Consider the following 14,469-nt stretch of genomic DNA (forward strand, 5'->3'; position numbering starts at 1 on the left):
TCGAACCCGCGGTGCTGTCTCCATACACCACGATGGTCCGGGTGAGTTGTCGCGTTGCCCACGCCCGGGCGCATGCATGTGGAATCTTCATGTCCGAACCCTTGATCGTAGTGGAAGGCAATCTGCGTCTGCCGGCGCTGCGCGTGCTGAAGGATCCGTCCTTGAAATTCGGTTGCGAGTGGACGCCCGCGTGCGCGCGACCTGTCCAGTCGGCATCCGAAGTTGCGCTGTTCGCCGCGCGCTTCGCCACGGCTTATGTGCCGGCGCTGAGCCTGTCCGACACCAGCTCGCCCTATCGCGCCACGAGCCTGTGGGGCGTGTTCGGCAAAGAGGACATTCCCCGCGCGATGCTGCGCCTCATGCAAGGCTCGAATGCCCCGAGCAACGCCAGCGACTCGCGCACCGATCCCATCCAACTGGCGGTCAACGCTCCGAAGACCGCGCGGACCTATCGCCTGAGCGCGCCGGTCGCGACTGCGATCGCGGCGGCTTGCGGCGTGTTCATCGTATGGCTCGTGCTCGGATATCCGTCGGACCCGAAGCGCGACGCCGCACCGGCCGCGCAGAGCGAGACGCGCACGCAGCAAGCCGAGCCCGCATCGGCTCCGGCGCCGGTCGCGGCGACCGCCGTATCGACGGCCGATCAACCCGCGACGGACGCGCAGCCTTCGGTCGCGGAGCCTCCCGCCTCGCTCCCGGCCGCAACCGCCAATGACACCGTCGCGCCAGGAATCGTGACTGCTGACAATCCGAAGTCACCTGCGGCATCGACGGCAGGACCGGAAAAGAACGGCGGTCGTGTGCGAGCCGTACTGACGCCGCGAGGGAAGCCGGCCTTTTACCGCATCCCTGCGTCGGACGCGCGCGTCGTGAAGCAGGAATCGGCGCGACCGGCGCTGGCGACGCGGGTCGAAAAAATCGCGAGCCGGTCCGCCAAGCACGGACCCGCGCGGCGCACGCGCTCGACGCCGGCCGCAACAATCGCGAGCCAGTCGAAGGCGTCGGAATCGACGAATCCGGCCACGCTCTACGCGATGCTTCAGCACTCACCGACACTCGACAGCAACGCGGCCTCGTCCGGTCGCGCATCCGCGAACAGCGCGCGCTGAAGCGCGCAATACGCATCAGAACGATCAACCATTCCCGGCCACGACGCCAACATGAAGCAACTACGTCATCATCTCCGTTACGCGACGCTCGCCCTCGCCTTGTCGCTGTGTGGTTTCCTTGCGCCTTTCGGCAGCACGTTCGCGGCGCCCGCAACGGCGGCGAAATCCGCCGCAAGCGAGCCCGCGCAACCCGCGCCCGTAGACCTCTCCGACTTGACCGCCAACTCGAACGCGCCGCGCGTCGAGGGGAACATCGCCGAGTTGCAGAGTCTCGTGCAGGCGGGAAGCCTCACCGAGTTGCGCGCCACGCGCAACGGCAGTTACGGGGCGCGGCTCTACTTCCTCGCGCAGGAAATGCTGTATTACGTCGCGCTGTCGCAGGACGCGCGCTTGTGGCGCGTCGTAAAGACACAGGACGCGGCCCGCGCGGAAACGATCTACGCGCAGTTCTCACGCAAGAGCTTCGAGCTTGCCGATGGCGAAATCCGCCGCGCGCAATTGCAGGCGCAGAAAGCGCTGCTCGATCGCGTGATCGCGAAATCGGCGGATCGCGCCAACCGTCTCACCGCCGATCTCGAACTCGCGCAGCAGCAGGATTCGCAGGTGTCGCAACGTCAGCAGCAATTGCAGGCCGAATCGGCCGTGCTGCAGACGGACAAGCTCGAAGCCGAACGCAAGCTGCGCACGCTGCAGTTGCAGGTCGAGCAGCTTCAAAAGCAGACGGAAGCCGGACTCGCGCCGGTGAGCGCGTCGCCGTCGCGTTGATCTGCGCGATACGCATCTGAAAACGAAGAAGGCCCGCTCGATCCGAGCGGGCCTTCCTGCTTGGCGACGTCGAAAACGCGTCTCGCGTCAGAAGCGTGTTTCGCGCGCGACGCGCAGAAACGTATCGAGCAGCGGCGTGCAATCGAGCAGTTCCGCGCCGCCCGCGCGATGAAACTCCGGATGCCACTGCACGCCGACGACAAACGGCGCCTTCCGGTAGCGCACCGCCTCGATGATCCCATCGGAGGCCGACACCGCCTCGATGTTCAGATCGCGCCCGATCGTCTTCACCGCCTGATGGTGGATCGAGTTGACGATCGCCTCGCGCTGGTTGGGGAACATGTTGACGAGCGTGGAGCCTTCGGGGAAGCGGATCGAATGCCTATGCTGGTCGTACTGCTCGTTGACGTGGATGCCGGCCGTGGGCACATCGGTGGCGATGTCGCCGTAAAGCGTGCCGCCGAACGCCACGTTGATGAGCTGACAGCCGCGGCACACGCCGAGCACCGGCTTGCCCGACTCGACGAACTCATGCAGCAACTCCAGTTCGTACATATCGCGCACGCGGTCGCCCGGCCATTCGGGACGCGTCGTCGCTTCTTCGTACGACTGCGGCGAGACGTCCGCGCCGCCTTGCAGCAGCAGGCCGTCGAGATGCTTCGCGTAGTCGCGCAGACGGATATTGCTCGTGTGCAGCATGCCCTGATTGCCGACCGTCGGAATCATGAACACGAGCACGTCGCGCGACATCACCCAATGCGCGATGGATTCCTCGAGATATTGCAGCGTCTTGCCGCGCAACCCTTTCGCGCCCGGCTCCGGATGAAAGATCCGCGCCGACACGCCGATGCGCAACGTGCGCTGAGTCATGCGCTGTCCCGCGCGATCGAAAATCTGCCGCGCGCGCGCCGCGATCACGCGGCCAAAGACGGACCACGCCGAATCGGATTGCTTGAGATACGCGGGTTGAGGCTGCGCGGACGTCTGCTCGGTGGCGGGCAGCGGCGGCGGATTGAGCTTGCCGAAGTCCGGCGCCTCGGTGAATTCGGGCGGCAGAACGGTGGCGCGGCCAGTCGGGGAATCGGACGACGCGGATTGCGCGTTCGCGGTGCTGGCGGCTTCCGCATCGGTCGCGGCCTCGAAGTTTTCGGCGAGGCTCGCACGCGGTTTCGCCGATGCGCGCTGCTTCTCGCGCACCGCGGCTTCCTGCGCGGCGGTCGCGCTAGCCGCCGATGCGCGCGCCTCGCGAGCGTCCTGCAGCGCGTCGTCGCGGCGGGCTTGCGCCGTGTCGGCCGGCTCGACGTTCGACGCGCTCGAAGGCGCATCCGTCGATGCCCGTTCGGTCGCGCTCGCCTGCGGACCGGGCGCCGAGGCCGCGGCGGCGGCTTCGGGCGAGGCCGTCGGGTTCGCGCTGCGCGGGGCGGCTTGTGAATCGGCGCCGCTGCGGCGGGCGTCGGTGCTGCTTGCGTCGTTGGACGTTTTGTTATCGCTCATTCCTGGTTCAGGCGCTCGAACGCCATAAGGAGAGTGGACAAACCCCGATTATCCGCCTGAGACCTGCACGGGGCAAACCAGCACACATTTGGTCACATTGGCTCACATTATCGCGGGAACCCGGTGCGGGCCGCTGTCGGGGCTATCCCGTGACGAAAACCCTCAATGGTCGCGCGGCTCCTCGAAGGTCTCGCGCAAGGCGATCTGCATCGTCGCGTGGATTTTCACGCACCAGCGCCACAACACGGTCAGCAACAGCGCGACGCACACGAGCACGCCGACCATCAATCCGAACGGCGGCAGGATCCCGCCCGACAGTGCCGCGACGAGCAGGAAGACGCCGAACATCGCGACGATCGGAATGAGCCCGGAAATCGCCGAACGGATCGCGCTCGTGAAGCGCCCCGCTTTCGCGGGCTGCACGCTCACTTCGGCGAGCAGCAGCGCGAGCGATCCGAGCTTGCGATACACCGCGACGAGAAACGGCAGCGCGATCACCAACGCGGCGCCCCACAGCACGACGCGCTGCGCGTTATCGGTGTCGAGCCAGCGCGCGAGATAGCCCGACGCGAACGGCGCCGCATACGACGCGCCGAGAAAAATCGCCGCGACGAGCGCGAGATTCACCGCGATCTGCATGACGATGCGCCGCGTCATCGAGAAAAGCGTCGGGCCGCCGGACGCGGGCGTCAGGCTCGCGAGCCACTGCGAATACAGGCCGAAGGTATGCGCGAGCGGCGCGGGCATCGCGCGGGAAAGGCGCATCGTGAGCGGATCGGCGGCGCGGATCAGATACGGCGTGAAGAGCGTCGTGAGCGCGGACACGGCCACCGCGATCGGATAGAGAAAGCTGCTCGTGACCTTCAGCGACAGGCCGAGCGACGCGATGATGAACGAGAACTCGCCGATCTGCGAGACGCTCATGCCGACGCGCATCGACGTGCGGCCGTCCTTGCCGGCGAGAAACGCGCCGAGCCCGCACGACACGATCTTGCCGAGCACGACGGCAATCGTGATGACGGCGATCGGCCACGCGTAGTCGACGAGCACCGTCGGGTTCAGCAGCAAACCGATGGTGACGAAGAAGATCGCCGAGAACATGTCGCGCACCGGCGCGATCAGATGCTCGATGCGCGCGAGATGCCGCGACTCCGCCATGATCGCGCCGATGAGAAACGCGCCGAGCGCGATCGAATAATCGAGCTTCACGACGAGCAGGCAGAAGCCGAAGCAGAAGCCGAGCACGGTGACGAGCAGCATCTCGTCGCTCTTCGCCTTCGCGACGTAGTTGAGCGCGCGCGGCACCGTGAGAATGCCGACGACCAGCGACACCGTCATGAAAAGCAGCAGCTTGCCGAGCGTGACGACCGCGACGCCAGCGCTTACGGACCCCGTCTGCGCGATGCCGGAGAGCAGCACGAGCATCGCGATCGCGAGTATGTCTTCGACGATCAGAATGCCGAACACGATCTGCGCGAAGTGCTCGCCCTTCATGCCGAGTTCGGAAAGCGCCTTCACGATGATGGTTGTCGACGAGATCGCGAGCATCGCGCCGAGAAAGAGCGAGTCCATCGAGCTCCAGCCGAACCATCGCCCGATCTCGTAGCCGACCCAGATCATCAGCACGATTTCCGAAAGCGCGGCGACGAAGGCGGTCGCACCGACCTTGAAGAGCTTGCGCAAGCTGAATTCGAGCCCGAGCGAAAACATCAGGAAGACGACGCCGAGTTCGCCGAGCGTCTGGATGGTCGCTTCGTCGTGGATCAGATTGAACGGCGGCGTGTACGGCCCGATGATCACGCCCGCCGCGATATAACCCAGCACGACCGGCTGCCGCAGACGGTGAAAGAGCACCGTCACCACGCCCGCGATGGCCATGATCACTGCGAGATCCTGAATGAAGCCGATCGCGTGATGCATCAACTATTTCCTTACAAAATGATAATGGGATAGCCGATGTTACCGCACGGACGCGGATTCCTGCCCTCCGGCAAGCGATCTTTTGGACGCGCATCGCGCTGGTGCAAGCGCAAAGAAAAGGCCCGCGCAAATGGCGGGCCTCGATGAAAACGAAAGAACAACGGCGCTCAGACTGCCGCTTCGTTTTCCTCGCCGGTGCGAATGCGGATCACGCGCTCGACATCGGCGACGAAGATCTTGCCGTCGCCGATCTTGCCCGTGCGCGCGGCGCCGATGATCGCGTCGATGACCTGATCGGTTTGATCGTTCGCGACGACGACTTCGATCTTCACCTTCGGCAGGAAGTCGACGACATACTCTGCACCACGATAAAGCTCGGTATGCCCCTTCTGACGGCCGAAGCCCTTCACTTCCGTGACCGTGAGACCGGTCAGGCCCACTTCGGCCAGCGCTTCGCGAACTTCGTCGAGCTTGAACGGTTTGATGATGGCGGTGATGCGTTTCATGGCGTGCCTCGCGTAAAGATCGATTCAAGGGGTTCGAAAAAAGGTCGTGTCCCGCGCGGGACAGATGTTTTCGATTCTAGCCGCGTTTCATCGAGCAGGCGGTCCGTATATTCGCGAGGACGTCGGATATCACTCCTTCGTCGGCACGCGTTCGAGGTCCGCGAGCCACACCGTCGCCTGGCCGTCGCTCGGCGCGCGCCAGTCGCCGCGCGGCGAAAGCGAGCCGCCCGAGCCGACCTTCGGCGCGTTCGGCACGCATGAGCGCTTGAACTGGCTCGTGCGGAAGAACCGATCCAGGAAGATGCGCAGATTTTTGCGGATCGCGCCGATGTCGTATTGATTCCGCGTAACGGTCGGGCCTTCCGGCCACGCGCCCGCATCGCGATCGCGCCATGCATGCAACGCGAGAAACGCGACCTTCGTTGGTGCAAAGCCGAAGCGCAACGTGTAGTACAGATTGAAGTCCTGCAATTCGTACGGGCCGATGACGCTCTCCGTCTTCTGCTCCACCACGCCGCTCGTCTTGCCGGGGATGAGTTCCGGGCTGATATCGGTGGAGAGGATGTTTTCGAGCACATCGGTTCCGCTTCCGCCGATCTGTCCCGACTCGGCAACCCAGCGCACCAGATGCGTGATCAGCGTCTTCGGCACGCTCGCGTTCACGTTGTAGTGGGACATGTGATCGCCCACTCCGTAGGTGCACCAACCAAGTGCGAGCTCGCTCAGATCGCCCGTGCCGATGACGATCGCATGGTTGAAGTTCGCAAGCCGGAACAGATGGCTCGTGCGTTCGCCCGCCTGCACGTTCTCGTACGTGATGTCGTATTGTTCGGCGCCCGTGCTGTGCGGATGGCCGATGTCGGCGAGCATCTGCACGCAGCTCGGACGAATGTCGATCTCGCTCGCCGTGCAGCCGACGACTTCCATCAGCTCGCGCGCCTGCTTGAGCGTGCGGTCGCTGGTGGCGAAGCCGGGCATCGTATAGGCGAGGATGTTCGAGCGCGGCAGACCGAGGCGGTCCATCGCTTTCGCGCACACGAGCAGTGCATGCGTCGAGTCCAGCCCGCCCGATATGCCGATGACCACCTTCGACATCCCCGACGATTGCAGCCGTTGCAGCAACGCCTGCACCTGAATGTTGTAGACCTCGTTGCATCGTTCGTCGCGGCGCGCGGCATCGGCGGGCACGTACGGAAAGCGCGCGACCCGGCGTTCGAGCGGCAGCTTTTCATCGTCGGGAATCGATAGCGGAAATTCGATCACGTCGAATTGCGCGACTTCGCCGGCGTGGCGATGCGTCGAGCGGCCGAACGTGGTTTGCCGCATGCGTTCGCGCGAGAGGCGTTCGAGATCGATATCGGCGTAAATGAGGTGCGACTGGTCCGAGAAGCGCTCGGACTCCGCCAGCAGCTCGCCGTTTTCGTAGATGAGGCCTTGCCCGTCCCAGGCGAGATCGGTGGACGATTCGCCATTGCCCGCCGATGTGTACAGATACGCCGCGACGCAACGCGCAGACTGCTGCCCGACGAGCTGATGCCGATAAGCCGACTTGCCCACGACGATATTCGACGCCGACAGATTCACGAGCACGGTCGCGCCCGCGAGCGCCGCGAACGACGACGGCGGAATCGGCACCCAAACGTCCTCGCAAATCTCGACGTGAAATCGGAAGAGCGGAAGACCCTCGATCTGAAACAGCAGCGACGCGCCGAACGGCACATCCTGACCGCATAGCGTGACCGTGTTTTCGGCGGCGGCATCGGCGGGACTGAACTGGCGCGCCTCGTAGAACTCGCCGTAGTTCGGAAGATAGCTCTTCGGCACGACGCCGCGAATGAAGCCGCCAGCGATGACGATCGCGCAGTTGAAGAGCTTGTGCTCGGCGCGCACCGGCGCGCCGACGATCATCGCGATATCGAGTTGCTTCGATGCGTCGAGAATGCTTTGCAGCGCGTCTTCGCACGCGTCGAGCAAGGCGCGCTGATGGAAGAGATCGTCGCAGGTATACGCGGACACCCCGAGCTCGGGAAACGCGACGAGCACCGCGCCGTGCGCGGCGGCTTCTTTCGCGAGTTCGATCGTCTGCGCCGCGTTGAACGCGGGATCGGCGACCTTGCAGGACGGAACGCCGACCGCGACGCGCGCGAAATCGTGGCTGTACAGGTTGAAGAAATTTCTGCTCATGGCTGACATGGATGTGCGCGAGTTGCAGCGAAGGGGGTCGAATCGATTATCGCATCTCAGGTTTTCTTCCTGAACGGCGTGTGCGCTTCGAGTTCCTCGATGTGCTGATCCATCGCCTGCGTTTCGGCATCGAGAAATTCGGCGATCGCGTGCGCGAAACGCTGATCCGCGATCCAGTGCGCGGACCATGTCGGCGTCGGCAACAGTCCGCGCGACATCTTGTGCACACCCTGCGCGCCGCCCTCGAAACGCGCGAGCCTATGTTCGATGCAATACGCGATGCCCTGCATGTAGCACGTCTCGAAGTGCAGCCCGGAGACGAACTCCCGCGTGCCCCAATAGCGGCCGTACATCGTGTCGCCGCCGATCATGTTGAGCGCGCACGCGAGGCGCTCGCCGTCCGCTTCGGCGATGACGAGCAGCATGCTGTCGGGCGCATCGGCGTGAATGCGGCCGAAGAACTCGCGCGTCAGATACGGCGCGTTCCAGTGCTCGCGATACGTGTTGTCGTAACAGTCGTAGAAGAAGTCGAGCGCGGCATCGTCGATTTCGCCACCGCGCAGCCACGTGTACGTGACGCCCGCATCCGCCACGCGCCGGCGATCCTGCTTCACTTTCTTGCGCTTGTCGTGGCTCATCGTCGCGAGGAAGGCGTCGAAGCTCGCGTAGCCATCGCCGGGCAGATTCTCCCAGTGGAACTGCACGCCTTCGCGCAGCATGTAGCCCGCGTCGGTGAGCGCCTCGACATCCTGCGCGTGCGGAAACAGCACGTGCAGCGACGACAGTTCGAGTCGCCGCGTCAATTCGATCGCGCCGCGCGCGAGCAGCACGCGATCCTCGTGATGCGCGGCGATGAGGCGCGGGCCCGTGACCGGCGAAAACGGCACCGCCGACAGCGCCTTCGGGTAGTAGCGCAGACCGTGGCGCTCGAAGGCATCGGCCCAGGCGTGATCGAACACTTATGTTGTCCAGTCATTTTGCGAAGCAAACTGACTTAGAAAGGGTTTACACGCATTGCTTTTCTCTCGTTTTACGAGGGTCGAAGACCCGAGCATGAGGGCGAGCACGCCCGAAATGAGGTGGGGGGTCCGGGGGGAGGGAAAACGCACCGATACTCTGCGCCCACTGGCGCCACCCCCCCGCCCGTCCTATAACCCATTGATACCAATCACTCGCAGCGACCCTACCATGCGACCAGAAGACCTGCAGAGCCTGGACGTCATCGTGGAGTCCAGCCGTGACCAACGAACCCTCGACTACCTGATTTCAGTTTGCGGCCTCAAGAGGGTGAAGCGCGCCCGACAACAGATTCCTGGGCAGACCCGCCCATACGTTTCCAATCTCGCAAAAATCCTTGGCGTCACCATCCCCATTGAAGTGTTGGCAACGCCGCGGCAGGAAGCTCAGCGACAAATCAGCGAGCTGAAGGACAAGCTTGCCAAGGGGAAGTGGAAGTGATTTGAGCCAGATAACAAACAGGTCACGTGCTTAACGGGTCGTCCTCAACCCCTGTCTCCGGTTTCGCCTGCTCCAGAGTCCAATCACTCATCGAAAGAGGCCCTTCGCCCTCCTCCCAAAACGGATTGTTTATGTAATCGCAGTATTGCTCTGCGATAGTCGTTTTGTCGTCAGAAGGCACAAAATTCACCGTGTGCTCAAGCATCACAGCAAACCCCTTCTCGTGCTCATGCAGGGGAATTGCCTTGTGATATGCCAGTTGATAGAGCAACAACCAATACTGGTCACGTTCGAGAGATTCTTGGTCGAGTAAATTCTTCGCAAACGCGATTATTTGCTCGTCCGCTTGATGTATTTCGAACAGCAATGTGTATGCGACGCAATCACGAGAAGCGAGAATGCTTTCAATGGCTTCTCCAGTCAGTTTCAGGCCGGTCTTCCTCATCAGGTGAAGCGGCCAAGCCATGCCGTCGGAACGTCTATGCTTCGCGTTCTCGATGATTATTGCGTTCAGCTGTGGCTCGTATGAATTCAAGCCCTCTGGAAACTTTTCCTGGAGTGAGTCGAGATATGGGAGAAGTGCCGGGTAATGCCAAGCCAGATTGATTAAATATTCCGAGACATCGTAAAGTGCGCTTTCGTGAATCCATGCGATGAGCGAGCCGAACGCGTACTTCAAAATGCTACCATCACGAGTCTCTCGATTCAATTTGATGGCAAGGTCGAGATATTGCGTCGCGCCGTTAGCGAAGATTTTCGCGCCCTCTTTCTCATTCGCAACCAGCATTAGGCTTTCAAGCGCGTTGCTTAGTTCAGTAACCCAAGATGCGCTCAGTGGCTCCGGCAACTCGACTATAGAAGTTTTTTGAAGATTTAAGTGCAGTCTGAAATCCGAGAGAAAGCGACCGAGCTCTAGCAAAAAACCCTGTGCCTTATCGTATGTCTCAGCGAAACAAATGTAGTCATCGATGAACCGGCGAAACTCGTATCCCTTTTCTCGAAGACGGGCGTCGACATTACCGAGGATAATTTCAACGATAACGCTTGACGTTCCAGGCCCAATCGATACTCCGACCGTCTCTTTCCGCTTTGCCGTCCGCTGCATTGCGTCGAGACGGTCACTCCAATGAATCTGGCCTTCACCACGAATTCGCGCTTTTTCGGCTGCAACGCCTACAACTGCCCAAGGAATCGAGTGCGAGTAAATGCTGTTGAAACAGCTTGAAATATCCGTTTCGACCTTAAATCGCTTACCAAAACTTGCTGACAAGATATGCCGAGACTTTGATAGCACGTCCTCATAATTCATTATCAGGATGCGGGGGTCATCGTGTCTTTCGGGTTTGATTGCACTGCTCTCACTGCCGACCGCCGGCGAAATCTCGTTCCAATGCGTCCAAATGTGACTTACCATTCGGAGATAAGGGACGGGGTGAATGAGCGAGAGACGCCGCGGAATATTGTCATGCCTCGTCATCAAATACGAGACTTCGTCGTATCCGACGGTGGTGTCTCGGGCTTTCGGCCCTTCTGCTGCGAGCACTAATTCAGCCACTTCTGGAGTCAATTGACGGCTCGTAATACAAGGAGGTAGTTCGCCGATAGGAGCCTTTTGATTGGGGAAGAAGTTGAACCGGGAAAGGCCCTCGTACACCCAGCGATTGTCGTCAAAAATCATAAATGGCGCTCTTTGCTGTCCGCATTGGTTGGCTTGTGTGGGCGCATATTACCCTTCAGCGCTTTGTACTCGACAGGATTTTGTCGTGGCGACGCGAACACAAAAGCCACTGAGCATCGAAGAAAAGGCTTCAGCGCTGTGGGGCGCTCAGCGTTTTTTTTGCCTCGCAGGCAATCAAGGATTGAGCGCGATGCGCCAGGTCTGGGTATCATCCGCGCTCAGTTCTGACTCGAATCTGGCACCGATTCGCTATTCTGAATCGCGCAAGCGCGCTTCCAGCGACGCCAAGTGTGATTGCAACGCGTCGTGTCTGGACAGCTCTTGCGCATCACAAAGCAAACCAGAAGCACCTACCGCCGTGCCGTCCGGCCGAAAATCAGGCACGAAGTCAAAACTCAACTCGTGAAGCCGTCGCGGATTGTTGAGCAACTGAAGCCAGACCGCGAGCTGCTGCATCTGACGATTTATCTTCTCGATGTTCGGCCTGCTCCGGTTTCTCAAACCCGGTAAGTCCGTGACATATTGGTAGCGGGTCTCCGGGCTGTGATGCCCCAGATATTGGCGCAGGAATTCCATTGCTACGGGTGTCGTGCGGCTACTCGCCATCGCTGCCTCCGTTCACAGGGTTGCCACCTTCCGTATCGGCTCCATCAAGCCCCGGCCTCGCCGTGAGTCCGAGTCCGCGGCAGGTCGAGATTCCAGCGTAGGTGCCGAGCGAGCTTGGCGCAAACATTTTGTGAAACAGCGTAATTAGAGGACAAAGCTGTCTTCTCGGTCTCAACTTTCGCAATCAAACAAATTCCCGCCTTTACACGTCGATGCTCCGCGCGAAGGAGACAGCGCGCCCAGCAGCTATCGTGGGGCCACGAACAGTGGCTCCTGGCCTTCGGGAAGAAATTTCGGGACGCCCTTGAGATGTCATACACAAGCAGTTTTGGTCGCGCTCCGCGACCGTTCCGAGCTTGCGCAGCTGAGGATAGCCCGCGGCCAAGCCTGATGCACACGTGCACCGGTAGGCGCTATCGCATCGAGGGCAATGCTCTGCACTATCGATTCGCACACTCGCGTTTCATATAGTGGGAAAACAGCAAGACTGAAAAATTATTAAATTTTTTTGCCGGTTTTTGGAGTTGCCTGCCATTGGACAATAGCAGGCATTACAAGGAGTGGCTGATGGACCGGAAGTTGACTAAAAGAACGCGCGGCACTGACCAACTGATGGTCCGGCGTGAGGGAGTGGAAGAGGAACTTCACGAGCTCCGCAAGCTCGGGTCAGCCGAACTGATTCAGCGCATCCGAGGTTCGACCGCGAACGGCAAGACCCGCTTAAGCAGTGAGACTGTGATGGCTCTCCTTCGCGACGGGCAGCCTGAACAGGCGGAGAAAGAGCTCATCGTTTGTATTATCCGTCGTTTTTCCAGCGTGGCGGCGCACAAGCTGAGAATTCGCGACTGCTACTCGCAAGAGGCCTTGGAAAACGTGCTTGGCGCGTTCAACGAAGCGCTCGTGACAGATTTGACGACCCACGGTGAAAAGCTCGACTTCTTCGAGGCTTCCTTTTCCCACGCGGTCGCCGGATTCATTCACAGCGAGGTGCGGCGAGAAAAATCGAGGCGCAAGCGGCTCGTGTCCATGACCCCAGCGGACGACGAGCAGGCTGGCTCGGACGACACCGACGCCTTCGTCGATGTCGACCCGCCCCTACTTCGCCGGTCTAATCCAGAGAGTGCAGTTTTCACTCAGGACCTTCTCACGGCAATAGGTGAGCTACCGCGAGCCCTGCGTGAAGTCGCGATTCTTCTCGGCCTCGGCGTGCAGAAAGAGTCAGATGACCCGAACGAGACGACCATTGCGACGATTTGCCAAATCAAGCGCCGCGCAATCCTGTACCGACAAGAACAAATCATAGAAAAGCTGGCTCACTTCCAGGAGTAAAAGATGTCCTACCCCAAGCAGAACAAGCCGGAAGCCGACGAGGTCCTTATGCAATTCGCGGCTGAGCACAACCTCCCCACACCGGCTCAATTGCAGCGTTACATCGAATTGTTCCCGCACTTCAAGGCGGAGCTCATCGAGTTCGCCGCCTCTCTCGTCGAGGACGAATTCCACGGTGAAGTCGTGGAAACGGAAGCGAGCGAGGCCGCAGCTCAAATCGCTGTGAGTCGATTCCACAACCTGCGCTACGAATATGCCAAACGAGGACTTCCCGTGTCCTCAGCGAAGGCCGAGAATCCGATATCCCGGCTGTCCAAAACGGAGTTTGGGCAGTTTGTCGCAAAGTTGCAGCTACCCAAGGCAGTAGTAGTCAAACTCCGAGATAGGCAGATTCAATTTGAAACCATACCGGCGCGCCTGATTGACGCCCTTGCCTCATGCCTGGAAGTAGCCAAAGAAGGCGTGGTAGCACATTTGATGGCAAGACCTCAGATGGCTAGACTTACCACCTCATCTTTGAACAATGGAACGCCGCGCGAGACGAAACAAGAGACTTTCGAGGAAGCCCTGGCATCGGCCCATCTCTCTCCTGAGGCGATTTCTCAAGTGAAGCAACGATATTCAACCGAGCTTTAAGACAACCCACGTAGGCGATTGGTCACAAAATAATTCTTCATAGCTCCCGAAGGAGCATGTCTCACCCTCTGGATGTATGCCTTCCGTCGGTTACTGAAGTGATGCTCTGCGCACAGCCAGTAACCGACTCCCTTCAAAGCAGCCGTCGACTTTGCTGCTTGCTCTCCTCGCCGCTCCCCAGTTGCCGTTCTTGTCGAGCGTCCCAATGGACGCAAGCGGCGCTCCCCGCTGATTCCACATCAATTCATCTTTCGGCTGCAGCCCACAATTGAGACTCATAACTCATTGCCGACCGAGGGTTGAACTCACTCATGTTGGGACTTCTTCCAGCAACGACGCCCGTGAGTGACGAATCCCATTGAATGCTCCGCCGGGCTCTGTGTGCCTCTGAGATAGCCGTATCGCTCGTGAAGAACTCATCTGTGGTACCAGTCATCGTCAGCAGTTCGCCGCCCGACCGAACATCGAAATTTCCTTCCAGATGCGTTGCCGGCTTTCGTCGATGGCTGCCATATCAAAATTAGAAGGACACGTCGCCTTCGTCAGTCAGTGCCCGTAGCACTCGGGACGCGTGGGCATCGAAATTTCTACAGAACGCTTTTCCGGTTTTAGACGCTTTATGCCATATCACTGATGGAGGCTCCTCCGAAGGGGTTGGCAGGTGCTGGCAGCGCGTGGCACCGACGAGCGACGAAATTTCTGCGGAACGCTTTGCCGGTTTTCAGCGCTCCCTGCCATTTCACTATTGAAGGATTCGTCGAAGATACAAGTAACTTGTTGTCAG

Annotated in this window: 12 protein-coding genes; 5 read left to right on the plus strand and 7 right to left on the minus strand. The window is 60.5% G+C overall.

Annotated elements, in window-relative coordinates; genetic code table 11:
- Positions 1 to 89: 89 nt before the first annotated feature.
- Together QCE58_RS11690 and QCE58_RS11695 are read left to right on the plus strand one after the other, a co-directional pair.
- Entirely contained in the window at positions 90 to 1,109 is a 1,020-nt protein-coding gene (locus QCE58_RS11690; RefSeq protein ID WP_250521264.1) for a hypothetical protein, read from the plus strand.
- Positions 1,110 to 1,160: 51 nt separating this feature from the next.
- Positions 1,161 to 1,874 carry a DUF2968 domain-containing protein gene (locus QCE58_RS11695; protein WP_034472732.1) on the plus strand — a complete coding sequence of 238 codons (714 nt, stop codon included), beginning with the start codon at positions 1,161 to 1,163 and terminating at the stop codon, positions 1,872 to 1,874.
- Positions 1,875 to 1,961: 87 nt separating this feature from the next.
- On the opposite strand, the gene QCE58_RS11700 is transcribed toward QCE58_RS11695, so the two are convergent.
- The 5 genes from QCE58_RS11700 to QCE58_RS11720 all read right to left on the minus strand — a co-directional run bounded on the left by QCE58_RS11700 (position 1,962) and on the right by QCE58_RS11720 (position 8,937).
- Positions 1,962 to 3,368, minus strand: coding sequence for a gamma-glutamyl-gamma-aminobutyrate hydrolase family protein (locus QCE58_RS11700; protein ID WP_008342450.1), 1,407 nt, complete (start codon positions 3,366 to 3,368; stop codon positions 1,962 to 1,964).
- 162 nt (positions 3,369 to 3,530) lie between these two features.
- Complete coding sequence (locus QCE58_RS11705; protein ID WP_250440053.1) at positions 3,531 to 5,288, minus strand: cation:proton antiporter; 1,758 nt, start codon at positions 5,286 to 5,288, stop codon at positions 3,531 to 3,533.
- 167 nt (positions 5,289 to 5,455) lie between these two features.
- Positions 5,456 to 5,794 carry a P-II family nitrogen regulator gene (glnK, locus tag QCE58_RS11710; RefSeq protein WP_008342452.1) on the minus strand — a complete coding sequence of 113 codons (339 nt, stop codon included), beginning with the start codon at positions 5,792 to 5,794 and terminating at the stop codon, positions 5,456 to 5,458.
- Positions 5,795 to 5,923: 129 nt separating this feature from the next.
- Positions 5,924 to 7,978, minus strand: coding sequence for an NAD(+) synthase (locus QCE58_RS11715; RefSeq protein ID WP_250521265.1), 2,055 nt, complete (start codon positions 7,976 to 7,978; stop codon positions 5,924 to 5,926).
- 56 nt (positions 7,979 to 8,034) lie between these two features.
- The gene (locus QCE58_RS11720) at positions 8,035 to 8,937 is read right to left on the minus strand and encodes a GNAT family N-acetyltransferase (protein ID WP_409014106.1); all 903 of its coding nucleotides are present in this window, start codon (positions 8,935 to 8,937) and stop codon (positions 8,035 to 8,037) included.
- Positions 8,938 to 9,166: 229 nt separating this feature from the next.
- Between QCE58_RS11720 and QCE58_RS11725 the strand changes: the two genes are divergently transcribed.
- Complete coding sequence (locus tag QCE58_RS11725; RefSeq protein WP_250521266.1) at positions 9,167 to 9,436, plus strand: hypothetical protein; 270 nt, start codon at positions 9,167 to 9,169, stop codon at positions 9,434 to 9,436.
- Between the two features lie 22 nt (positions 9,437 to 9,458).
- On the opposite strand, the gene drt4 is transcribed toward QCE58_RS11725, so the two are convergent.
- Complete coding sequence (gene drt4 / locus QCE58_RS11730) at positions 9,459 to 11,114, minus strand: antiviral reverse transcriptase Drt4 (protein ID WP_250521267.1); 1,656 nt, start codon at positions 11,112 to 11,114, stop codon at positions 9,459 to 9,461.
- 249 nt (positions 11,115 to 11,363) lie between these two features.
- Complete coding sequence (locus QCE58_RS11735) at positions 11,364 to 11,690, minus strand: hypothetical protein (RefSeq protein WP_250521268.1); 327 nt, start codon at positions 11,688 to 11,690, stop codon at positions 11,364 to 11,366.
- Positions 11,691 to 12,287: 597 nt separating this feature from the next.
- Between QCE58_RS11735 and QCE58_RS11740 the strand changes: the two genes are divergently transcribed.
- A complete protein-coding gene (locus QCE58_RS11740) occupies positions 12,288 to 13,049 on the plus strand; it encodes a hypothetical protein (protein WP_250521269.1) in 762 nt (253 codons plus the stop codon).
- A gap of 3 nt (positions 13,050 to 13,052) precedes the next feature.
- Entirely contained in the window at positions 13,053 to 13,685 is a 633-nt protein-coding gene (locus tag QCE58_RS11745; RefSeq protein ID WP_250521270.1) for a hypothetical protein, read from the plus strand.
- Positions 13,686 to 14,469: the final 784 nt, after the last annotated feature.

This window comes from Caballeronia sp. LZ028 (genome assembly GCF_031451415.1).
Lineage (GTDB): Bacteria > Pseudomonadota > Gammaproteobacteria > Burkholderiales > Burkholderiaceae > Caballeronia > Caballeronia zhejiangensis.

What these genes read in the sequence shown, in the direction of transcription:
- QCE58_RS11740 (WP_250521269.1), top strand. Translation starts at nt 12,288, where the DNA reads ATGGACCGGAAGTTGACTAAAAGAACGCGCGGCACTGACCAACTGATG.
- QCE58_RS11700 (WP_008342450.1), bottom strand. Translation starts at nt 3,368, where the DNA reads ATGAGCGATAACAAAACGTCCAACGACGCAAGCAGCACCGACGCCCGC.
- QCE58_RS11695 (WP_034472732.1), top strand. Translation starts at nt 1,161, where the DNA reads ATGAAGCAACTACGTCATCATCTCCGTTACGCGACGCTCGCCCTCGCC.
- QCE58_RS11745 (WP_250521270.1), top strand. Translation starts at nt 13,053, where the DNA reads ATGTCCTACCCCAAGCAGAACAAGCCGGAAGCCGACGAGGTCCTTATG.
- glnK (WP_008342452.1), bottom strand. Translation starts at nt 5,794, where the DNA reads ATGAAACGCATCACCGCCATCATCAAACCGTTCAAGCTCGACGAAGTT.
- drt4 (WP_250521267.1), bottom strand. Translation starts at nt 11,114, where the DNA reads ATGATTTTTGACGACAATCGCTGGGTGTACGAGGGCCTTTCCCGGTTC.
- QCE58_RS11705 (WP_250440053.1), bottom strand. Translation starts at nt 5,288, where the DNA reads ATGCATCACGCGATCGGCTTCATTCAGGATCTCGCAGTGATCATGGCC.
- QCE58_RS11725 (WP_250521266.1), top strand. Translation starts at nt 9,167, where the DNA reads ATGCGACCAGAAGACCTGCAGAGCCTGGACGTCATCGTGGAGTCCAGC.
- QCE58_RS11715 (WP_250521265.1), bottom strand. Translation starts at nt 7,978, where the DNA reads ATGAGCAGAAATTTCTTCAACCTGTACAGCCACGATTTCGCGCGCGTC.
- QCE58_RS11735 (WP_250521268.1), bottom strand. Translation starts at nt 11,690, where the DNA reads ATGGAATTCCTGCGCCAATATCTGGGGCATCACAGCCCGGAGACCCGC.
- QCE58_RS11690 (WP_250521264.1), top strand. Translation starts at nt 90, where the DNA reads ATGTCCGAACCCTTGATCGTAGTGGAAGGCAATCTGCGTCTGCCGGCG.